Genomic DNA, 23,683 nt, shown 5'->3' with positions numbered 1-23,683 from the left:
CTGGTACTGACATTTATGCTGCACCTTTTGGTTGGAAAATGATGGATGCGGGTCAGGTAGATGTGATTGCAGCTGCTGATGGGGTAATAATTTACAAAGAAGGTAGTAATTTCGACCGAAATTGTGATTTTTCTAACCCGAATTGGAACGTCGTTGTACTTCAACATTCCGATGGTACAACAACAACCTATGGCCACCTTAAAACAAATAGTTTAACAACAAAATCAATCGGTTCGACTGTATTAAAAGGGGAGTTTCTGGGCAAAGTGGGTAGTTCTGGTTCTTCAAACGGACCTCATCTTCATTTTGAATGCAATGATTCAAATGGCGACCCTTTCGATCCTTTTACAGGCACTTGCAATACGGGTGGAAGCAGATGGCTTGCTCAAAAACCATATTTACCAACAGGAATATTGAAAGTTACCACCAATAGTGCTCAAGCGGTCTATCCAACTTGCCCAAACCCCGAAGTTGAAAATGAAAAAACATCGTTTCAAGTTGGTGAAACGGTTTTGAGTTTTGGTTATGTAAGGGCTATGAAAACTGGACAAGCCTATTCTTTAAAGTTTAAAAATCCATCTGGAGTAGTTGTCGAGAATTGGGCAGGCACTCAAAATATTGACGAACCTTACGATTATTTTATATCTGGCATTTATGTTTTACCATCAAATGCCCCATTAGGAACATGGCAAATGGAATTTACATATAATGGTGAAACAGTAACCAAGAACTTTACTGTAACTTGTTTACCTCCATCAGCACCTACAGCCATTTCCGCAAGCCGTTGTGGCAGCGGGACAGTAAATTTATCTGCCTTAAATTGCAGCGGAACTATTCAATGGTTTAATAGTACAACAGGGGGAACTGCTTTTCATACTGGAAGTTATTATACTACGCTATCATTAAGTACTTCGACTACTTATTATGTAAACTGTTCTGTCGGAACTTGTGTAAGTACAAGTAGAAGTGCTGTTACGGTAACCATAAATGCCATTCCAGCTACTCCTACAATTTCTAATAGTACCATTAATTCGGGTCAAACGGCTACTTTAACAGCTTCGGGATGCTCTGGTACAATTAACTGGTATAGTGCGGCTTCGGGTGAAAGTTCATTAGGAACAGGCAATTCGTTTACAACTCCATCAATCAACACGACTACTATTTATTATGCTTCTTGTGCTGAAAACAACTGTGTGAGTAATAGCCGTGGAAGTGGTACTGTTACAGTAAATGCTTGCACGGCTCCCACTGCTACTTTAAGCGGTACTCAAACAATAATAAGTGGTCAAATAGCAAATTTAACTATTTCATTTACAGGCTTGCCTCCTTATAGTTTCACAATTAATGATGCAATTACATATGAAAATATATCATCAAATCCTTTTATAATTGGAGCAGTTCCTGAAATGACCACCTTATATTCGTTAACTGGGGTAAGTAACGCTTGCGGACAAGGTTCGGTTAGTGGCAATGCAACTGTTACTGTTAACCCTCCGATTTGTGACCCATTCGAACCCAATAATCAAAATATTTCTAGTTACTTACTGCCTTCTGCTCCATATACATCACCTGATTTATGCTTTGAGCTAGCAACAGATCAAGATTGGTTCAAATTAATTGCTTTCGAAAAAATTTATTTCTTGAAAATCGTTTTAGAAAACAACTCAACTTTAGGAAAATATAAAATTGTATTGACTTATTTTGGTAATTATCTAGAAATCAAGACAATTAATGGGTCTAATAGTAATATTGATACCTATTTACAACTGTTTGATGCTACTGGTACTACCTCTTTGGCTTTTAGCCAGGGAGTTGGCCATGGTAGTATTTATATTGAAAACAAAAATATCCCTTGTTTTGAATCATTGGATTTTCATAAAAATTTATATCCAGACATCTATAAAACTTCAAAGGAAATAGTCATTACAACTTCTTCTTTAGCGATACAAACCACATTAAATGCAGGAACTAGTATTACACTCAACCCAGGATTTGAAAGCAGTGGCCATAAAGTATTTACAGCAAAAATTGAAGGATGCAACAGCAATATAGTTCCCAATAGCAATTTAGTAGCGAAATACAATTTAAAATACAATCAAGGTGTGATTGACGATACACGATTTCAAAATAATGGTAACATGTATGGTACAACTAATTTAATGCTTAGTAGGAGTAACACGTATTATTGCCATGACTTCAATGGAGTAACCAACAATGCTTATATGGTTGTTCCAAATCAATCGCAGCTTGCTTTGGGAACAAATTTCACTTACTCTGTTTGGTATAACCTTAAGTCTTATTTCGGTATGGATGGATTCAGGCAAAATGTAGCCAACGGTACACATGCTTTACTTGCCAAAGAAGGAGATAGGGCTGGATTTTATCTTGCTATATCAAACGACACTCAGAACGATAGACAACGAATTACCTACGCTAACGTAGATGCAAATGGCACGCAAAATTTTTTCCTCATTGGAAAACCAGCTGGTTTAGCTGCCGATAATCTTAATATATGGAATCACTTATTGATAACCTTTAGTAGCAACACCATGAAAATGTACATAAATGGAACTAAAGTCTCTGAAACCGCTGGAATAGTGCCCAATTTTGCTGCCGCAAACACAAAAAATTTGAATATAGGGCGAATGTTTGCCCTAAACAATTCCTGGTATCCTTTCAATGGAGCCGCTGATGACCTTAAAATCTTTAACCGTACACTTTCTGATACAGAAGTCTTGAATCTATATAATTATGAAAAATAAATACTCCTATTTTTTATTATTGATCATTGCATATTTCAATATTTACGCCCAAGCCCCCACCAATGGCCTTATAGCCCACTATACCTTTAGTGGAAATGCCAACAATGTGGCAGGAACTAACTATAATGGTACCGCCACGGCTACACTCACTACTGACCGATACGGTTCCACCAATAACGCTTACAGCTTTAATGGCTCTCAAAACATTGATTTGGGCAATGTAACCGAGTTAATAACTAACTCCCCTTTTTCAATTACTTTTTGGATAAAAGCCCCCAGTTCTACCACACTCTCCAGAGCTATAATATCAAACCTAAATAGTAACAAAAATTTTTATGTGAGCCTTTTAAACACTGGTAAGATATATTTTGGCTTTGGCAATGGTAGCTCGATGGCAGGTTTTGCCAGCAACCAAAACATAGCTGATGATACTTGGCATCATGTGGGCATTACCTACGATATCACTGCCACCACTGCCAAAATTTATATTGATGGGGCTTTGGATAATACCCGAACAAGTACTTCCATTACTAAACAATATGGTAAAACGATGATTGGCGACCACCCAAGTTCTGTAATTGGTTTATCTAAAATGACAGGAAAATTGGATGAATTTAGAATTTATAATCGTTTTTTATCAGACTCCGAAACACAGAATGTTTATAATTCTGAAAAAGTTGCAATTCTTCAGACTGCCCCAAGTATTGTCTGGGATAAAACTATTGGTACTACTCTTGATGACTCTAATGATCCAGTAATAATTTCTACATCAGATGGTGGATTTGTGATTGCTGGAAACTCTTCTTCAGGAATTTCAGAAGATAAGTCAGAAGCAAGTAAAGGGTCTTTTGACTATTGGATTGTGAAAATAAATGCACAAGGCCAAAAAGTTTGGGATAAAACGATAGGGGGTCCTGATTATGATTATGCAAAATCAATACTTCAAACATCTGATGGAGGTTTTGTAATTGCAGGTTGGTCAAGATCAGGTATTTCAGTAGATAAGTCAGAAGCAAGTACGACTTTTGATTATTGGATTGTAAAATTAAATGCCCAAGGTCAAAAAATTTGGGATAAAACGATTGGAGGAAATTCTGAGGATATTGCTGAATCTATAATTCAAACATCAGACGGAGGATTTGTAGTAGCTGGAATATCTTACTCAAATAGTTCTGGAGATAAATCTGAAATATCAAGAGGCGGGTTTGATTATTGGATCGTAAAATTAAACGCTCAAGGACAAAAAATTTGGGATAAAACAATTGGAGGAGATTCTGATGAACAAGCTAAGTCTATTATTCAAACATCAGATGGGGGACTTGTTATTTTTGGATATACGAGATCTTCAGCTTCTGGGGATAAGACAGAGGCATCAAAAGGTTTTGAAGATTATTGGATCGTTAAATTAAATTCACAAGGACAAAAAATTTGGGACAAAACGATTGGTACAAGATTAAGTGATTATGGTATTTCAATTGCTCCTTCATCAGATGGGGGTACAATAATGGTTGGATTTTCACAGACTTCTGAAGTTTCTGGGGATAAGACTGAGGCATCAAAAGGTTTTGAAGATTATTGGATTGTGAAATTAAATTCACAAGGACAAAAAGTTTGGGATAAAACGATAGGTGGTGGTGAAAATGATAAACCTTATTCAATTATTCAATTATCAGATGGTGATTTTGTGATTGCAGGAAGTTCAAATTCAGTTGTTCATGGAGATAAGTCTGACCCATCGAAAGGCACTTACGATTATTGGATAGTAAAAATAAATGATTTTGGGCAGAAAATTTGGGATAAATCTGTTGGTGGAAGTTATTCTGATTTCCCTAATTCAATAATTCAAACCTCCGATGGTGGCCTTGGAATTGTTGGCCATTCTTATTCGTCAGAAGCTCTAGGAGATAAATCAGAAGTATCAAAAGGGGGATCAGACTATTGGATAGTTAAATTAGGAGGAACAACGACTCCTTTAATTACTATTTCACTTTCTTCCAATCTCAAATTCGCAGGAGGTCTGACCACCTTAGAGCAAAATAAAGCCTATTCATACAATTTTGAAGTAAAAAATACAAGCACTGAAGCCTTAACAGGTGAGGTATATATGCGTGTAGGTACGGCAGGTACATATACACTCATTACCCCAATTAATACCTACAATGCAGGTGCTACTACAGGGCTTAGTGGTATGTTTACCCCTACTGCCGCCCAAATTGGTAGCAAAGTACCCATAGAGCTTTTCTTTAAAAAATCAGGCAGCAGTACCTACGAGAGTCTTGGGGTTATCAATGGTGCTAAGAACCCTGTGCTAATAGATATCATAGCTCCGTTGCAAGAGCCTGTGGTGAGGGAGCCGTTTATTAGTTTGTATAAAGCAGAGGCTATTCCTGGTGAAACGATAAAAGTAAGTGGTGGAAACTTTAAACCCAATACTTCAGTAACTATTGGTTCTATGCCTGATATTTCTGGGGCAGTTTACCCAATTGCAAATATTGGCCCGGATGGCAGCTTTTCAACTGTTTTCACTATTCCAATCAACTTCAAAGAAGAATTATTAGGAATATATGGTTTAGATGTAGAGGGTAATTCTCCGGCCAATTTAATTGCCGTTACCCAACCAGAAACTGTTGCTGAATTGAAAATAATTAATCCCGCTACGTTAAATAAAACAATTACAATTATTAAAGATGGAAATGTTTTGGTTGAATTTACTGATTTAATAAAAAAAGGAAGTGCATATCCAGTAAGAGGTGATGCTTCTCGAGCTTATCAATATGAAATCGGGCTTGTGTTTTCAGGTGGTACAGCTTTTCAACCTTTAATAACTACGCCACTTGAATATGGTACATATGAAGACTTGATTACTAAGGCAGTTCAAGTGCCAATTAGTAGCCTTTTGATTGGAGTTACGAGTGCTACCGGAATGCCTGTAAAATTCGTGATTAAAGACAAATTTAATAATCAGAGAATAGCTGAAAGCCCAATTGTGAACATTGTGGTGGTCAATCAAATTTGTAAGGCAACCCTTAAATGGGATAGAAGTTATCCGATTGTTCCTGTGAGTGAACCCTCTGGAATAGCTGCCGATGGAACTGCAAGAATGTATATGGTGGTTGAGAAAATTAATGCCTCAGGTAGCCCAATAAAATCAGTTTCTGTCATCATGTCTTCTTACGAAAGTACTCAAAATTCGACATTTCTTGATGATGCATGGTTGGGGAGGGTAAAATATGCTACTTTACAAAATAATAGTACGTATTCTGAGGAAGCAACGGGAGTAACTTTATTAGGAGGAGAAAAAACTACTCCAAATGCTAATGGCCAATATTGGTTTTGGTATGTTGCACCAGACGATTTTACGAAACCTGGCCTACCACAAGGTGATGGGTATTATAATAACGAGAGCGAAAGATATGTTGCGGCAAAGTTTACTGTAACTTTTGATGATGGTACCTCAGAACAATTCATTAAATGGATTACAATTGTGAGACCCCCTCTGATGTTAGTTCATGGTCTGAATGGTAGCGAGACATCTTGGTCAAAATCGCTATTCGGAACTACAAATGTGTATAAAGATTTATTCAAAGAAATTGAATTTGCTCACATCAGTCCTAAAGAGTCTTTTGCAGTGAATGCGAGGATACTATTAGGTGAGATAGGTGTCGGTGAGGCAATAGACTATGGTGGTGGAGTTAGTAACTTCCCAGATATTATTACCAGAATGCGGCTTAAAGGTTATGTCTGCAATAGGGTAGAGTATGTTGCACATAGTATGGGTGGCAATGTATTAAGAAAAGCGGAAACACAAGGCTCACTTTACTATGTTGGTGGGAATTCTACCAAAAAATTCAAAAATTATGGCAAAGGATATGTGAATAAGTTCATAACACTTGCTACACCCCACGATGGATCACCTATTGCAGATTTACTAGGTGGTTTTGTTAATTTTATTCCTATAAAAGCACTTTATATTATGTCTGGCGTAACTAATTTCTCTTACTTAGTTGCTGAAAAAGACTACACATGGTGGAGTAATTTTATTAGGGTAAACCCAGAATATGATGGAAGATTAACTGAAATTTTAAGAGCAGGTCTTATTGTTCCCCTTATTCCCTATGCTTTTGAAACTACACCTGCCGTAAAGAACTTAGAAGTTTTAAACGGAGGGAACGGAGAACGATTCGGGGAAACCAACATCAAAAGTCACATGATTTTAGGCGATATGTTTCCAGGGACATCCTCCATATTTAATCTTACAGGTGAAGAAATCATTCAAAGTCCGAAATATTATAAGTTTTTTGATTTTTTAGATAAGGTAATAGATTTTGCCGCATTTGAAGAAATGCCAACTGATAATAATATTTGGTTGTGGGATTTTTATCATTTTGTAAAAAAGAACTACCCCGCAGAGTTTCACGATTTATTGTTAAAATCCATTAAATCAACTGGGCCAGATACGGGTGCTGAAAAATATTTTGATAGGCTTGAGAAAATCAAACAGACCCTATTTATAGTAAAGGCACTTGGATTGTTTTTGGGTAATTATGCTGACTTTTTTGAAAATGGCGATTTCATTGTTCCTTTGAAAAGCCAAGCTGCTGGAAATATTACTGGCTCGAATGTTAGTATTATTAATAGTGGTGGGGTTTTTAGTGTAACCAATTCGATGTTTCATATTTCATCTACGGACAATACCTTAGTTTCAGAAAAAATAAAGGAATTATTAAATTCTTCAATTAAAACTTCAAAATTCAGTTCGATACCTGCCAGTAAAAACTTGAATAGGCCACCAAAACAAACGTCTACATCCACTTTAACTCTTAAAAATCAAGAGACCAGCAATAAAGCATTGACAGCCACTACTTCTAAATTTAGTATAGATAAAACCAAAATAGAAATCTTAACTCCAAATAATGGTTCTAGTTTTGATTTGAACAACACCATAAATATCCAAGTTCAAATAAAAGATACTGCAAATCTTTATCAAGTGAGTGCCACTTTTCAGGACACTTTTGTGTCAAAAAGGAAAAACCTTGGAAGTAATCAAATTTATAGTTTCGTAGTACCAGTTAATTATATTTGGAATATCAAAAACTACATTATTGCAGAAGCTAGGTATGTTATTAATGATGTAGTTTATCTTAAAATGGACACGGTTTCCATTGACTTACAAATTAATGAAGAACCCATAAAATTCAAAGCATCACCGTTGGTCAATAGTTTAAAATTAGATGAGGTATCTTTACCTAATTACCAATTGATTTACCCTCATTTAGTTACAGATAAAATTGATTTAACAAAACTTAATGTTAGCATTTCTAACACGCAAAATTTAAGTTATTACCCTTCATTGGGGAAGTTTAGAGGACTTAAGAAAGGGGAGGCAATTGCTTATTTAACCTATAATAGCACTTTAAAGGATACTTTATATTTTAGTATTGACGGCGGTGGAGATTCTTACTCTAATCAAATAACAACAGCAAGCATTTCCCAAACCTCTGTTTGCACTGGTGGTTTGATATCTGTCCCGTATACTTTTTCGGGCACCTATGACCCATCAAATAAATTTTTGGTACAAATTTCAACTGACAATGGTTTTAGTTTTAATAATTTAGAAAGGATTGGCTTGGGTAGTCCTGCTTTAGTCAGAATACCAAATAATATTAAAGTTGGTACAGGTTATAAAATCCGAGTGGTTTCTACAGACGTTCCCGTTTTGGGCAATACCTCTCAATCAAGTTTAAGTGTAAGCATATTTGCAAGCCCTCCGACAGTTTCAGTCAATAAAACAGAGTTCAAGTTAGGAGAAACAGTCACGCTTTCGGCGACGGGATGTTCAAGTACCATCAAATGGAGTACTGGGCAAACTGGGTATAGTATTACCATTTCACCAACAGAAAGTGGAGTTTATAAGGCCGTTTGTACAAATACAGCATGTAGCAGTGCAGATTCAGAACCAATAATTATTAATAAATACTTGTGTGTAACGAACGTTATTAAATCCGGTGAGACAATTACTGGTTCAAATACAGAGCTCGCTGGACAATCGATAAAATCAACAGAGAAAATAAAAGGCGTGGGGACAAAAATGTTTTATGAAGCACCCTCAATTACATTAGAGCCTGGATTTGGGACGGAACAAGGCGTAATTTTTCAGGTAAAAATTGGGGGATGTAATTGAGTAAAGCCCATTATTTAGGGCTTTACTATTCACCATTACGCCGCCCCTCTCAAATACTCATCCATAGCCTCTTTCGAAGCTTTGGCATCGTTGTATACTATTTTACCCATTTCCATTCCACCTTCGAATGGTACTAGGCCAAAATAGAGCGTATTGGGAAGTATTTGCTCAAAAGTCTTCCAGACCATGAATATCTTTGAGCCCCCTAAAATATACTTTTTATTGGTTTCATAGGCATCGTTTACGGCTTCGGCATATATTCTAAGTCTTGCCATTTTATCCTTTTTCGTAAGAGAAGGCTCTATTTTGATGCAAGTTATCTCTGAAGATTCACCAACCTTTATGTTTTTGTCACGGTAAATGGTATTTCTGACAATGTTATCAAATGGATCTAGGTAGCGAAGGTTGTTGGTTGAGTTTATCACGTAGCCAGCTACCCAGGTACCTTCCTCATCAATAAAAACTTTTACTTTGTCAGCTAAATAAAGGTATTGAAATGGAATGGGAACCGTATCACTTTTAGAGGTGTAGAATTTATTGAATTGTTCGAGTTCTTCTGGGGTTTTGAGAATTTTTGATTTTAGTGAGGTACAACTATGTGCCTCATCATCATTTTCAGATAAATTTTCCATGTTTTTGTGAGTAAATTTTTGCTAATAATTAATTGAAATAAATCTTTTGAATGCGAAAAAATATGTGGTAAACTTTCATATTTATGGGCTTCGATTTGAGATGTTTAACAGTTGCAAAATCATAAAGCAGTTTGTTTTAAGTTTTGCGAATGTAATGGAATTTTGCAATACGAAACCAACCTGGTTTTTATGAGTGGTAAAACGATTAAGGGAATCAATATTCAAAATCAGGATAAGCGGTAAGAAGTAAGGTTTATGTGTTTATATTTCAAGGAAAAAAAGCTTAAAACACTTATTTTATGTGTATTAAAAACCATTAAAATTCTAAATTGAACAACGAAAAATCAAACAAAATCTGATTTTCTTGGAATAATTATATTTTTTTGAGTGCTTTTTTACAAATTATTGGTACAAATGCTGAATATTTCTTAGTCTATAGGAAATAAAAATTTCTTCTTCTTACCAATTCTTCTTAACCCAAATTAATCCTTGTAAACCACGATTAATTCAAATTATCTGGTAGTTTTTAATCATGCATTAATCAAAAAATTATCCATAAATAAACCCAATTAATTAATAGAAAACACAATTCATTATTATTAAGCATTGGGTATTAACACATATAGGTGACAAATACAAATATGACTAATAAAACCAAATAAAATAAACATTATCAAATACATAGGCAGCAAAAAACCAATCGAAAACTAGGGGTATTTGTCCAGTTTTTTTATAAAAAAACTGGACAAATACCCTATTACTCACCTATCCTCTCCCACACCCTCCTAACCCTTTCCCTAAACTCCTTCACCATCTCTTTAGGCCCCAAAATTTCGATATCCTCAACATGCTCCATAACTTTTGCCCAAAATTCACGATTTGGAATTACTCGCAGAGAAAAGGTCATGGAAGTAGAGTCCTCTAATTCCGCAAGATTGGTTTGGGAATGATGCCATTTTTTGGTAGCAACATAATAGGCCCTATTTTTCTTAACTTTAAATCTTATGGTTTCTATCTTTATTTTTTTATCAACACTATTACCAATCACGTCTTTATAGTAATTCCGAGCATCAAATGTGCTTTCACCTGATAGGTTATCCGGACTAAACCTCTCATTAATTATCCTGTCTAAAGCAAAATTTTGATATTCGTTTTTCTCTTTCGAATACGCTATAAGCGTCCATCTATTATTGTATTCTCTTAGTTGTATGGGAACAATAGTAATATTTGTTGGCTCCTTACTTCCAAAATAATGGTAGTCTATGTCCAAAACTCTTCTTTCGGTGATATACCTATAATACAAGTCCAGTTTTTCAATGTTTTTTAGTTCCACCTTCTCAAACTGTATGTATGGATTTTCTTCCATATCAGGATTCCTGACTTCTTGCTCAAGGTTAATTAGAAGTTTTGCTAGATTACCTTTGAATAACTCATCGTTGGTCTTTTGCCTTACAAAAGCCAAAATCTCATTCATATTACCACTATCTACTCCTTCAAGTGTCTCCAACATTGAAAAAGGTTTAGCATACCAATAACCCTTGTGCCTATTCGCCGATATATCAGCTCCCAGAAGTCGAAGGTCAGCCACATCTGATGCTACCATTCTCTCATTGGTTTCAAAACCTTTACCACTAAGGAATTCGACAATTTCATTTGCTGAAATACCATCTTTATTCCTTAGAATTTTATGAACCTCAAAAATTCTTTTGATCCTCAACACACTATCACTTTTCTTTGCCATAATTCTATTTTCAACTACACTATAAAGGTAGTTGATATTTGCTTGTCCTCCAATTCACACGCAATTTTGTATCAAAAATCATTAGAAAATATGTCAAAAACTTCTACTTCGGTCTCAATATTTGATAATATCAGTTTTAAGCCGACCCATTCGCAGGCTAAAGCTCTCTATGAATTGGAGGAGTTTATCGAAAATGCTTCCGATGAAAGGGTTTTTGTGCTTAGTGGGTCTGCCGGTACAGGTAAAACCACCTTGACTAAGGTGGTGGTAGATTATCTGAATCAATTGCAGCTACCTGTTATTTTAAATGCCCCTACGGGTAAAGCGGCTTCCATATTAAAAGCAAAGTCTGGCATCGAGACCCAGACCATTCATCAATTGATTTATCATCCCGAACAGCTGGAAGACGGCAGGGTAAAATTCAATTTTAAAGGGAATTCATCGGAAGTCAGAACCATCTATATTGTTGATGAGGCTTCAATGATTTCAGCCCAAAAACCAACAGATAATGAGTTTATTGCTCAAAATCCACTCTTGCTTGATTTAATGCGATTTGTATTCTCTGGTCATGCTCTAAACCAACTGATTTTTTTAGGAGATAGTTATCAGTTAACGCCCGTAAATGAAAGCGAGTCCGTGGCATTATCGGCAAAACGTATTTTTGAGCTGTTTGAACTACCGGTAAAACAAGTACAATTGACCGAGATCACCCGGCAAGCAGGAGACTCTCCTATTTTGATATTGGCCAATCAAATAAAAGCAGCTAAAGACAACGGTCTGAGTTTATATTCCATAAAACCTCCCAGGTTGGCAAGTGCCGACCTGGCTCTGGACTATTACATGACGTTTTTTGACAACCAATCATTGGACGAAATCATCATGATTTGCAAGTCCAACGACCAGGTGCAGCATTGGAATCAGAGAATCAGAGAAAAACTTGGATTTGGGCATTATTCGCTTTGTGTTGGGGATGTAATAATGCTTCGCAGTGCATGGATGGACAGCACCCACCAAATGGTTAATGGCGACATGGGTATTATCATATCACTATCGGACCATACCGAGGAAATAGCTGGGATAAGATTCAAAAACGCTGAAATCGTTTTTAAAAAAGGAACAGAGAATATTAAAATAAATACAAAAGTTTTCTTAGATTCGCTTGATAATCCGACGGCAAAAATGGATACTGAATCTATTAAATATCTGAAAAATGACAGAATGGCCAAAAACTCAGTTTACAGGCAGACACAACGGGCCAAAGACGACCCTTACATGAACGCCATGCGACTTAGCTTCGGATACGCCCTCACTGGCTACAAAGCCCAGGGAAGTGAGTGGAAAAGAGTCCTTTTTACCCCAGATAAATTACATTCGACAGACCATGCCTGGATGTACTCAGCGGTTACAAGAGCAAGAAATGAGGTTTTTAGTTGGTGGTTTTAATTAAGTTTAAACAGAATAAATATGTTCGATATATTTAAAAAAGACATACAGATTGGTGATCATATAAAGCTATATTTAATGACTGGAAAGGAACCAGAAGGGATAGTTTTAGGTATTGGTGAAAATTTCGTATTGCTTCAATCGGAAGATTTGACCCAAAATAAATTTTTTGACAAACTGATTGGAGGTTGGGATTTAGTATTAAAAAAGAAACTAGATAATCATAAAGAAAAAGGAATCAGACTATCAAGAATTGCTCGTGAATTTGAAATTTCGATACAGGAATTAGTAGGGATATTAGAAACACAAGAAATTCGAGTTGATGTTAATCCGAACGTAAAATTGTCTAATGAAGATTTTGAAAAAGTAAAATTGGAATTATCAAAGCTTGGGCAACCATCAAATAATTTAGACCTTGAAAACTTTATTGAAAACGAAATAAAAAATGAAGACAATAACAATCCAATCTCAGATTCAAAACTTTGGAAATTGTATGCCCAAAAAACAGGAAAAGTAATTAAACCAAATAGAATAATTGAGACTAGAAAAAACTTGGGCTATCTTGAATACTTTAATAGACGTTCAAAAATTGATAATAATATTTCAGACGAGTTAATATCAGGTTTCGACAAAATTTTTAAATTTAATGATAAACACCTAGAAACTTTTCTATCACCTAATGCTGAGATTAATAGATATTTTTTTAAATATTCAAATGGCTCGGCAAAAAATGAAGACTTGGATAGAATTTTGTTTAAAAATGACGTTGTTTGTGATCTCGAGCTAATTAATGAGTTGAAAAATTATAAATGGGAAGAGTTAATTCCTATAGTTTGCAGTTATACAAAAATAGGGAAAAATGCAATAGCTCAAATAATATTCAAGCCATGCACAGTAGAGGAACTTATTTGGAAAATTGAGGAGTTAATTAAAATAAACGATAAAAAAAGAGCATCCTCTCTTTTAGCATATCTTCAATCATTGGAAATTAATGTCAAAGAAATTTCTGAATTAAGCAATAGAATATCTATTCTTCCAGATATTTTAGAAATAAAAGAACTTCAAAATAGTATCACAGTACCTCTGGATGAAAAATATAATTTTTCTCAGATATATGAAAAAGCAAGAAAACTTAGGTTAAAAAAGAATTTTGATGAAGCTGAAAAGCAATTTAAAATACTCATTAAAAATAAGTTTCAATTGGATTCAGCCGCTAAAGATTTGGCAGATCAATACAGAGAACAAGGGAGAATTAATGAAGCCATTCAGTTAATAGAGAGTCATCTTGATTTTTTTGAGAAGCCTCTACCTGCCAATAATTTTTTGTACGATTTATATGTTAATACTGGTAATTTGGAAAAAGCAAAAAATGTACTTCTAAAAATTGTAGATACACCAATTGATAATTCTAATAAAATTGAAGTAAGAAGTCGAGGAAAAGTACTTGCTAGATTAGGTGCACTTTTTCTAAAAAATGGTCAAGACGAAGTAGCTGAAAAATACTTTCAAAAATCATATGAACTTTTTCCAGACAACAAACTACTGCCAAATACCTCGAAGAAAATAATAGGGAAGCCAAAGAATATCATTAAATCAAACGATAAGAATCAAACTTATTTATCTAGACTAATATACGGAGTTACACCATTTCTTGAATTAGCACTTGAAAATTGTGACTATGAAGGTATTTCCTTAAAATCAAAGGAGAAAAGAGATTTCAGTGAAAAGACTCTAACTAATCTCCAAAACAAGATACAGCAGAACTCAAAGACTTACACTTATAAATTACCGAAGTCGAAAGCGGCACTTTATCTGACGCTAGCAAGATTAATGAAAGACCTAGAAATTGCAGAGGAAGATTCCTTTTATGATTCATTAGCTATTTACTGCTTTTCTATGGCCAGAGTTGCAATAGTTGAAAGGTTAGAACTAGATTATTGTTTGGAATGGTTCTATAATGGTTTCAGACAGGAAAGAAATAAGGATAGGATTCTTCAGCAAGTTTGGAGATTTGTTCAAACACTAATTCACTTTAAAGATGGTCAAGAAATTACAGAAGATTACGATCCTAAGGTTTTAACTCAGCAACTTGAAATTGCACTAAAGCTTGATGTAAGTTACTGGAATTACATTCTTTTATTAATTAATAGTTCAAATATTGCTGGTAATATATTGATCGATTCTTTAAGTAAGAACTCATTAAACAATGAATATATAACGAAATATCTTGTTTCTGTTAATAGTTACGATTCAAAATTGACACAAAATCAAAATTGGAATAATTATCATCTATCATTAGAAGAAAAACTGCAAGAAACGTATTCAAGAACAAATAATATTCTTCAAAGAGAAAATATAAATGATGTTATAAATTATTTTCATAGTATCAAAAATCAAGTCTTAGATAGCTTACTTTTGCCTGTTGATAAATTTAGATTTGAAGCAATTAGCAAAATGATTTCGAGTGCAGAAAGTTTCTTGAGTTCATCGAAATTTGATGACAAAGAGATTTACTACACGGACTTCGACAATAAATACAATATTTTAATAACTGAAATTAGAAGCTATCCAACAAATCTAAGCCTATCTCTTTTACTTCAAATTATTAGTCAGTTAAACAAACTTACGAGATATAAATACAATGAGTTTATAAATGCAACTCTCCCTAATGTTGATATAAATATTGAAGGTGATTGTATATTAAATGAAAATAATAATTGTGATATTCAGGTTTCAATTTCTAATTCACCTAACTGTTCACCAATAAGTGACATAGTTATAAGTGTAATTGATACAAATGATTTTCAAATCAAAAATTCATATGAATCTTTCTCTACCACACTTCGTGGAGGTGGTGAACCAATTATAGGAAAATTTTCCATTAACTTCCCTGAATCTGTAATTAAACAAGGTGCTGCTGATTTAACTTTTGCTTATAAATTCAGAGTACTTACGACTGGCGAAGAAAAGGCTCAGTCCAAAACATTGAGTATAGCATTTTATGATTCAAAGAATTTTGTTGAAGTTCAAAATCCTTATGCAGAACACGCCAAAAGTAATATTGTAGAAAATCCTGAAATGTTTAAAGGTAGAACAGAACTGATAAATAGGATCTATGATACTGTAATGAGTACAAAGTCTAAAGGTTATGTCCTATATGGTCAAAAAAGGTCTGGTAAGTCAAGTGTTTTGTGGCATTTGGAAAACAAATTTAATACAAGTTTAAAAGCCTTTGCTGTTTATTATCAAGTGGGTTTGGCTATCGCTCAAGATAGTAATGTTGAAGCCAATTTCTATTATCGAATACTGACTACCATTGAAAGGAAAATAAACAGACTTAAATCATTAGGTGAAATTGTACCCGAAATTGGCAAAACAAATTTGAAGGAGTTAATGCTGAATCCACCAATTGTGTTCTATGACAGATTAAATGAAATTAAATTGGCTTTTAGTGAGCATGATGAGTGGCGTGATAAAAAACTTGTTCTAATAATTGATGAGTTCACTTATATATACTATCAAATTAAAAAGGGGACAATTTCACAGACTTTTATGCAAAACTGGAAAGCATTCATAGAAGATGGAGGTTTTTCTGTTGTCGTCTCTGGTCAAGATACGATGAAACAATTTATGTTAGAATTTCAGAATGAGTTTGGAATGTTTAAACCTGAAAGGCTTACATATCTTGATGTGAAACCTGCTAAAGAATTGATTGATGAACCTATTTGGGATAAAGTCAATAACAGATCAAGATATACAAGAGATAGTATTGACAAAATTATAAGCTTGACTGCTCGTAGTCCATTTTACATTCAAATAATTTGTAACGAACTCGTCCGATTCATGAATGAAAAGAAAAAACCTGTATTAACACCTCGTGACGTTGAAGATGTGGTGATTTCACTATGTAAAGGTCAAAATAGCTTAACTGAGTTTGATTTTGAGAATCTATTATCAGCAGGTGATAAACAACTTGACCATATCAAACCTGATGAAGCATTTGCAATTCTTTCTGAAATGGCAAAACTTACTAAAACTCTAAATTTTGCCAGAAGAGAGGACATCTCTGTTTACTCTATAAATAAAGATAGTGAAATCATAAAAGACTTGATAGAAAGAGCTGTTTTAGAGGAAGAAAGCTTAGTATCAAATAGATACAAAATCAGAGTGCAACTTTTTAAGGATTGGTTAAATTTTAACAACAACTAGTATGGAAGATAATTTCTTTGCCGGTTATGGCAAAACAGTGTATGGTGCAAATTTTATCGGTAGGGATACGGAGATAAAAAAAATTCAACAAAGACTTTTTTCTAAGGAGTTTGGGAATTTAAGCATTGTTGGACTTCCTAAAATAGGCAAGTCTTCATTTGCCTATCATAGTCTACTTTTTCAAAAAGAAAGATTTTGGACAGAAAACAGGTTTCTTATTGAGTGGATATCATTGAAGAGTTACAATTCATCTAAAGAGCTTTATCATAAGCTAACCCTATCTATCAAAGACAAAATCTCAAAGGTTGAGCCATCAAATACTGCACTTTTAGAAATTCTTGAAGATAATTATCAATACATAAAAAATCCCGATACCTCTTTTGTTGAACTTGAACACTATCTACTTTCCTTTTTTAGCGAGATTGTTTCCAATAATATTAGAGTCTTGGTTATACTCGATGAATTTGATTATGTAAAAGAAATTCTCGGAGAAGTAGATTATCAAATGCTAAGGACACTTAGTTATGAGCCTGACCATCAGATTGCATTTATCACTACTTCAAGAAGAAGTATATTCGATATTGAAAGGTATTCTGGTCAAGGTTCGAATTTCTTTGGAACCTTTGAAAACATAAGACTAGGAGGTTTTAGCAATTCGGAAGCTAGGGAACTATTTGCTCAGGCAAAGATTGAAGACAATAAGTTAATAGATAAAATACGGTATTACACAGGAAATCATCCATACTTAGTTTCAATGGTTTTGTATAAATATCTTGAAAGTGCTGGCGAAATCGATTTTATTTTAGATAATGTGAAATCAGATATTTTACAATACTTTGATGACGTTTATAAAGTACTTGATAAAGATGACTTAGCAGAAAAGTTAATCCGTATTTACAGTGGAATTTACGAAGGCGTATCTAAAACTGAAGAAGAATATATCATGAATTATGGCCTCTTTGTTAAAGATGAAAGAGGCTACAATAAACCTTTTTCAGAGTTTTTTAACATGTACATAACCTTAAAATGGAGGGAATCTCCCTTTAAATTAGTATGGCCAGAAGCAGAAAAATGTTTAAAATCAATAATCACAGAATGTGTTAACGAAATATATGGTGATGATTGGGAACAGTTAATTGAAGATGATTTACCAAAGTTTAGTAGTCCAGAGGATTTTAATTTTATAGAATCTCTTAGAAGAAGAAGAAAACAAGAAAGAAATCTATTTGGAAACAAAGCATCAAATAACTTAATAGACCAACTATATCCTAGGCATTATGCTCCACTTATTGATTTACATTGGGATGATTTTTATCAAGATGTTTTTGATGGAACAAGCGAATATTGGATCAATAATCTAGAATTCATTGCTAAAAGAATCCGCAATCCAGAATCACATAGCAGAGACGGTTTATTAACAGATAAGGAAATGCAACGGGCATCACTTATTTGTACAGAAATTATTAAACAAACAAAAATATTTTAAAAATAAAATAATTCGTAAATAACCCACCGCATGATCACCGGAGAACTAAAACAACAAGTAGATAAAATTTGGGAGGCGTTTTGGACTGGAGGTATCTCCAATCCTATCGCAGTGATAGAGCAGTTTACCTATCTGCTGTTTATTCGTAGGCTCGACGAGGAGCAGCTCAAAGAAGAGAAAAAGGCTGCCCTGGTAGGTATTCCTGTCAAAAAAGTGATATATACCCCTGCCCAGAGGGAGCTTCGTTGGAGCTCATTTAAAGACAAAAGTCCGCAGGAAATGTTTGACCTTTTCACCAAGCCATTGGTGGATGGTCTCTCGGTATTTGACCACATGAAAAACGTGGGCGAGGGCGTATTTGCCGAATATATGCAAAACGCCACTTTTATCATCGGTACGCCACGATTGCTCGACCAGGTGGTGCAGCTCATTGATAAAATCAACATGGACGATCGTGACACCAAGGGCGACTTGTATGAATACATGCTTTCTAAAATAGCATCCGCCGGTACCAACGGGCAGTTTCGTACACCCCGCCACATCATCAAGCTCATGGTGGACATGGTGGAGCCCAAAAAAGACGACATTATCTGTGACCCTGCGGCAGGTACAGCGGGCTTTCTGGTGGCAGCGGGCGAATATTTTAGAGATAACCACCCCGACTGGTTTCACGAGGCTGACTTTAGAGAGCATTTTAACATTGAGATGTTTCATGCCATCGAAAACGACGCCACTATGGTGCGTATTGGAGCCATGAACATGCAATTGCATGGTATTGAAAACCCCAAACTTCAAAAGAACGATTCGCTCAGTAGCGACGAAAACGTAAAGAATATCAGAGAAAAATACTCATTGATTTTGGCCAATCCACCGTTTAAGGGTAGTCTGGACTATGATGCTGTGGAAAGTAGTGTTTTGAACACCGTGAAATCCAAAAAAACTGAGTTGTTGTTTTTGGGGCTTATGCTTCGCATGCTCACCAAAGGTGGCCGCTGTGCGGTAATTGTGCCTGATGGTGTGCTGTTTGGCAGCTCCAATGCCCACAAGCAAATCAGGCAAGAGATTATCGAAAACCACAAGCTAGATGCAGTAATATCTATGCCAAGTGGCGTATTTAAGCCCTATGCCGGGGTGAGTACTGCCATATTGTTTTTTACAAAAACCGGAACAGGTGGCACCAAAAGCGTGTGGTTTTATGACATGAAAGCCGATGGCTATACCCTGGACGACAAACGCAGCGAAACCCCCAATGCCAACGACCTGCCCGATATTTTGGCCAGGTATAAAAACCTGGAAGCCGAAAAAGACCGTAAACGTACCGACCCAAGTTTTTTGGTGCCTAAGTCCGAAATTGTTGCCAATGACTACGACTTGAGCATAAACCGATACAAAGAAACGGAATATGTGGAAACCCAATATAAAGCTCCTGCTGATATCATTGCGGCCATTGAAGAACTGGATAAAGAGAGATTACAGGCTTTGGAAACTTTAAAGGCGATGTTATGCTGATATTTGAGAATTTGGTTCAAAGTATTGTTTCAACCAACGAACACTTCAGGCAATCTGCCATAAAAGCAGTAAACATTAATCATACAGTAAGAAACTGGTTAATAGGTTATTACATAGCCGAATATGAGCAAAACGGCGAAGACCGTGCAGCCTATGGCGAATCATTAATTGATAAACTTGCTCTTAGAATTTCTCAGAAAGGCTTAAGCTCCAGAAACCTTAATTTATTCAGACAATTCTACTTTTCATACAAAGCACTCAAACATTCTATTTTTGAACTTCTCAAGGGTTCTACAATTGTGCAGTCGCTGCCTGCACAATCTCCATTTATTGATTCTCAAATTGTGCAGTCGCTGCCTACACAATTACAAAATACTGATAGCGAAGAACTTAAAATCAGTCAGTCAACAAATGACGAATTGGGAAATATCCATGCCGGATTTCAAATAAAATTATTAGAGCGGGTCTCATTTACGCATTTTACAGAACTTATAAAAATTGAAGATGCCACCAAAAGGAGGTTTTATGAAATACTTATTATCAAAACTACCCCTTCGATAAGAGAGCTTAAAAGACAAATAAGTACACTGGCGTTTGAAAGAACAGGCTTATCAAAAAATACAGATTTGGCCTTTGACGAAATATCAAGACTGATAGAACCCGAAAAACCCACCGAAGCCATTAAGAACATCTACTTTTTTGATTTTTTAGGACTAAGGAATGATGCCCTTATTGAGGAAGCAGATTTGGAAAAAGCCTTGATAGACCATGTGCAAACATTTATATTGGAGCTGGGCAATGGTTTTTGTTTTGAGCAAAGGCAAAAACGCATCTTGATAGACAACGAATACTATTTTGCAGACTTGGTGTTTTACCACCGCATACTCAAATGCCACGTAATAGTGGAGCTAAAAGTGGATGCCTTCAAACACGAGCATTTATCTCAGCTAAACACTTATGTAGCTTATTACAATGCTGAAGTAAAACGAACAGACGATAACCCGGCGGTGGGAATATTGCTTTGTACCGAAAAAGGCAAAAAACTGGTAGAATATGCCACTGCGGGTATGGACAATCAACTTTTCGTATCTAAATATTTATTGCAACTACCAAGCAAAGAAGATATTGAGGCATTTTTATTAAAAGAAATTGATCAACTAAAATAAAGAAACAGATTTTGGAAACTTTAAAGGCTATGTTATCATGAAGGATTGGAAATTTGTTGAACTTGGAAATGTTTTAAATTATGAACAACCAACAAAGTATATTGTGGAATCAACCAATTATGATTCCAAATTTGCAACGCCAGTTTTAACGGCGGGACAATCATTTATTTTAGGCTACACTGATGAAACAGAAGGAATTTTCAAAGATTATCCAGTAATTATTTTTGATGATTTTACAACTGCCTTTAAATATGTGGATTTCCCTTTTAAAGTTAAATCCTCTGCCATGAAGATACTTAAAGAGGAAAAAGGAGTGGCAGATTTAAGATTTTTATTCTATTGCATGCAGACAATAGATTTTATACCAGAACAGCATAAAAGATATTGGATTTCAAAATACTCTAACTTCCAAATCCCCCTCCCACCATTGGAGGACCAAAAACGTATTGCAGCTATTCTCGATGCTGCCGACCTGCACCGCCAAAAAACCAAAGCCCTCTTAGACAAATACGACGAACTCGCTCAGGCCTTGTTTTTGGATATGTTTGGGGATACATTTATCAATAATAAGAAATGGGAAACGGTTCAATTATATGAAATATGTTCTGACATAATTGATTGCCCTCATAGCACTCCGACTTATGTTAATGAGGTTACAGAATATCCTTGTATTAGAACAACTGAAATAAAAAATGGGAAAATAGAATGGTCCAAAATGAAATTTTTGGATTACGAAAACTATAAAAAACGGACAAAAAGATTTATCCCAAATAGTGGAGATATTGTCTACGGAAGAGAAGGTTCATATGGAGATGCCATATTAATACCGCCAAAAATAAAAATGAGTTTAGGTCAAAGAGTAGTGCTTTTTCGACCTAAAAATGAAATTGTAAAATCTCAATTTTTACTTGCTGTAATAAGGTCAAAAGGTGTTTATAAACAAGCTCAAAAAGTAAATGCAGGTTCAACTGTTGGACATGTAAACATTAAAGACATTAAAAAGTTTGAGATAATTTTACCTCCAATAGATTTACAAAATTTGTATTCTGAAAATAGTATAATGATAGAAAGCCAAATCTGCCAAGCTGAGAAAAGTCTTCAAAAAGCTGAGGAATTGTTTCAAAGCCTTTTGCAAAAGGCATTTAAAGGAGAGTTATGAGAGAAAATGAATCAGAAAAAGGAAATCAATATTGGCATGAAATTTTAGCAATTTTTAGATAATTATACCATATTTGCATTATAATCAGCCTATTTGAACAATTCCCGAACTTCAAAAAACATGTTAGACCAACTTCGTGACATAGCCATTCGATTTCAAATCGACCCTGAAGATACCATTGGTCATGCTGCCAAGTTGGAGTCAGTTGTAAAAGTCCTCACAAAAATCAATGAGTCGTTTATCAACTTTCTTCAAATAGAATTCATGAAAGAACCTGAATTCAAGAAAGCATACCAGTCTAATCCTCATGTTCTTAAGCCATTAATCAAAGACTTAGACCTATTAATAGTTGATCTTAAGTTTAGTAGTTTTGAGGCCGCATTGGCTCCTAATTTGTTGGATGTGCAGGCCTCATTGTTTGATAATCATATAGACTCTTGGAAGAATACCTCTTTTGCAGAATTTAAAGATGAAATTATTCTGGCAGATTTTGAAAACCCCAATTACATCAAAAAAATAACGAAACGATATACTGAAAAAGAACGTCTTAAAATTTATCAACCACTATTCTCAAGTTTGGGGAACTCCAAAGATTTTAAAGTGAATTTTAAGAATAATGTGGGTAATACGATTAAAACCTTTCATCAGCCACAAAAAGAAAAAGTAAGATATTATACTCCAAAAATCGAAAAAACAGTTGTCGAAAAAGATTACGGCACCTATCAGGTATTTGTTAAAGCTAAAAAGGGGGAAGATATTTCAAATTTGAAAAAAAGTGATATTTCCAAGTTATTGTATTTTGAAGAACTTGAACACGAGACATACCCCTATAAGCCAGATTTAATAAAGTTTGATAAAAAAATTTATAGTCTTAATGTTAAGCTAGACTGTGATGTAAATTTTGAAGAAAATCAGTATATAATACATAATGACTTTCTCGATATTACTGTTTGGGGAGAATCAAGAGAGGAGGCAGAAGAAGCCTTTAATTTTTCGTTTCATTCTACCTATATTAATTATGTTTTCGAGGAAGATCAATATCTGTCTGAAGAAGCCATTTTATTGAAAAATAAGATCAAGAGCATCGTAAACGCAATTTTTGATGAAAGCAAGAAAAACTAAAGATATACAACGGGTATTAAAAAAGAAAGGATTTAGTATTATTCCTGAGAAAGACCATCATCAATACTATGTTTTATTTATTGATGGTAAAAAACAAGCCATAAGAACCTATTTCTCACATGGTAAAAAAGAATATAACTCACATCTTATGGGACTTATCAAAAAGGAGTTAAAATTTAGTGACTCCAATAAAGCCGAAGACTTTTTTGACTGCCCTATGTCTCATCAGATGTATGTAGAAATGCTAAAGGATAATGGTAGTATAAAATAATC

Annotated in this window: 12 protein-coding genes; 10 read left to right on the top strand and 2 right to left on the bottom strand. The window is 34.8% G+C overall.

The window, feature by feature from the left end:
• The first annotated feature begins 38 nt into the window (after positions 1 to 38).
• Together IPP61_05095 and IPP61_05090 are read left to right on the top strand one after the other, a co-directional pair.
• Positions 39 to 2,762, top strand: a complete 2,724-nt coding sequence (locus IPP61_05095) for a peptidoglycan DD-metalloendopeptidase family protein (protein ID MBL0324545.1) — start codon at positions 39 to 41, stop codon at positions 2,760 to 2,762.
• Positions 2,752 to 8,943, top strand: coding sequence for a hypothetical protein (locus IPP61_05090; GenBank protein ID MBL0324544.1), 6,192 nt, complete (start codon positions 2,752 to 2,754; stop codon positions 8,941 to 8,943). The genes IPP61_05095 and IPP61_05090 overlap by 11 nt, the downstream gene beginning before the upstream one ends.
• A gap of 35 nt (positions 8,944 to 8,978) precedes the next feature.
• On the opposite strand, the gene IPP61_05085 is transcribed toward IPP61_05090, so the two are convergent.
• Positions 8,979 to 9,575 (bottom strand): hypothetical protein, encoded by a 597-nt coding sequence (locus tag IPP61_05085; protein ID MBL0324543.1) that lies wholly within the window; start codon positions 9,573 to 9,575, stop codon positions 8,979 to 8,981.
• A 757-nt stretch (positions 9,576 to 10,332) separates the two neighbouring features.
• On the bottom strand, positions 10,333 to 11,316 hold the full coding sequence (locus IPP61_05080; protein MBL0324542.1) for a WYL domain-containing protein: 984 nt from the start codon (positions 11,314 to 11,316) through the stop codon (positions 10,333 to 10,335).
• A gap of 90 nt (positions 11,317 to 11,406) precedes the next feature.
• On the opposite strand from IPP61_05080, the gene IPP61_05075 reads away from it, so the two are divergent.
• The 8 genes from IPP61_05075 (at position 11,407) to IPP61_05040 (ending at position 23,681) form a co-directional block, all read left to right on the top strand.
• A complete protein-coding gene (locus IPP61_05075) occupies positions 11,407 to 12,759 on the top strand; it encodes an AAA family ATPase (GenBank protein ID MBL0324541.1) in 1,353 nt (450 codons plus the stop codon).
• Positions 12,760 to 12,780: 21 nt separating this feature from the next.
• Complete coding sequence (locus IPP61_05070; GenBank protein MBL0324540.1) at positions 12,781 to 16,968, top strand: hypothetical protein; 4,188 nt, start codon at positions 12,781 to 12,783, stop codon at positions 16,966 to 16,968.
• 1 nt (position 16,969) lies between these two features.
• Positions 16,970 to 18,454 carry an ATP-binding protein gene (locus tag IPP61_05065; protein MBL0324539.1) on the top strand — a complete coding sequence of 495 codons (1,485 nt, stop codon included), beginning with the start codon at positions 16,970 to 16,972 and terminating at the stop codon, positions 18,452 to 18,454.
• Positions 18,455 to 18,484: 30 nt separating this feature from the next.
• Complete coding sequence (locus IPP61_05060) at positions 18,485 to 19,963, top strand: SAM-dependent DNA methyltransferase (GenBank protein ID MBL0324538.1); 1,479 nt, start codon at positions 18,485 to 18,487, stop codon at positions 19,961 to 19,963.
• Positions 19,957 to 21,129 (top strand): DUF1016 family protein, encoded by a 1,173-nt coding sequence (locus IPP61_05055; GenBank protein ID MBL0324537.1) that lies wholly within the window; start codon positions 19,957 to 19,959, stop codon positions 21,127 to 21,129. The genes IPP61_05060 and IPP61_05055 overlap by 7 nt, the downstream gene beginning before the upstream one ends.
• Positions 21,130 to 21,166: 37 nt before the next feature.
• Positions 21,167 to 22,288, top strand: coding sequence for a restriction endonuclease subunit S (locus IPP61_05050; protein ID MBL0324536.1), 1,122 nt, complete (start codon positions 21,167 to 21,169; stop codon positions 22,286 to 22,288).
• Positions 22,289 to 22,408: 120 nt separating this feature from the next.
• A complete protein-coding gene (locus tag IPP61_05045; protein MBL0324535.1) occupies positions 22,409 to 23,410 on the top strand; it encodes a hypothetical protein in 1,002 nt (333 codons plus the stop codon).
• Entirely contained in the window at positions 23,391 to 23,681 is a 291-nt protein-coding gene (locus tag IPP61_05040; protein ID MBL0324534.1) for a type II toxin-antitoxin system HicA family toxin, read from the top strand. The genes IPP61_05045 and IPP61_05040 overlap by 20 nt, the downstream gene beginning before the upstream one ends.
• The last annotated feature ends 2 nt before the right edge of the window (positions 23,682 to 23,683 follow it).

The sequence above is a fragment of the Cytophagaceae bacterium genome, assembly GCA_016722655.1.
Lineage (GTDB): Bacteria > Bacteroidota > Bacteroidia > Cytophagales > Spirosomataceae > Leadbetterella.
The sequence above is the reverse complement of the archived record's forward strand: the minus strand, read 5'-3'. Positions and strand labels throughout refer to the sequence as shown.

Coding starts and splice junctions, on each gene's coding strand:
- IPP61_05095 (MBL0324545.1), top strand. CDS start 39: ATGATGGATGCGGGTCAGGTAGATGTGATTGCAGCTGCTGATGGGGTA.
- IPP61_05090 (MBL0324544.1), top strand. CDS start 2,752: ATGAAAAATAAATACTCCTATTTTTTATTATTGATCATTGCATATTTC.
- IPP61_05085 (MBL0324543.1), bottom strand. CDS start 9,575: ATGGAAAATTTATCTGAAAATGATGATGAGGCACATAGTTGTACCTCA.
- IPP61_05080 (MBL0324542.1), bottom strand. CDS start 11,316: ATGGCAAAGAAAAGTGATAGTGTGTTGAGGATCAAAAGAATTTTTGAG.
- IPP61_05075 (MBL0324541.1), top strand. CDS start 11,407: ATGTCAAAAACTTCTACTTCGGTCTCAATATTTGATAATATCAGTTTT.
- IPP61_05070 (MBL0324540.1), top strand. CDS start 12,781: ATGTTCGATATATTTAAAAAAGACATACAGATTGGTGATCATATAAAG.
- IPP61_05065 (MBL0324539.1), top strand. CDS start 16,970: ATGGAAGATAATTTCTTTGCCGGTTATGGCAAAACAGTGTATGGTGCA.
- IPP61_05060 (MBL0324538.1), top strand. CDS start 18,485: ATGATCACCGGAGAACTAAAACAACAAGTAGATAAAATTTGGGAGGCG.
- IPP61_05055 (MBL0324537.1), top strand. CDS start 19,957: ATGCTGATATTTGAGAATTTGGTTCAAAGTATTGTTTCAACCAACGAA.
- IPP61_05050 (MBL0324536.1), top strand. CDS start 21,167: ATGAAGGATTGGAAATTTGTTGAACTTGGAAATGTTTTAAATTATGAA.
- IPP61_05045 (MBL0324535.1), top strand. CDS start 22,409: ATGTTAGACCAACTTCGTGACATAGCCATTCGATTTCAAATCGACCCT.
- IPP61_05040 (MBL0324534.1), top strand. CDS start 23,391: ATGAAAGCAAGAAAAACTAAAGATATACAACGGGTATTAAAAAAGAAA.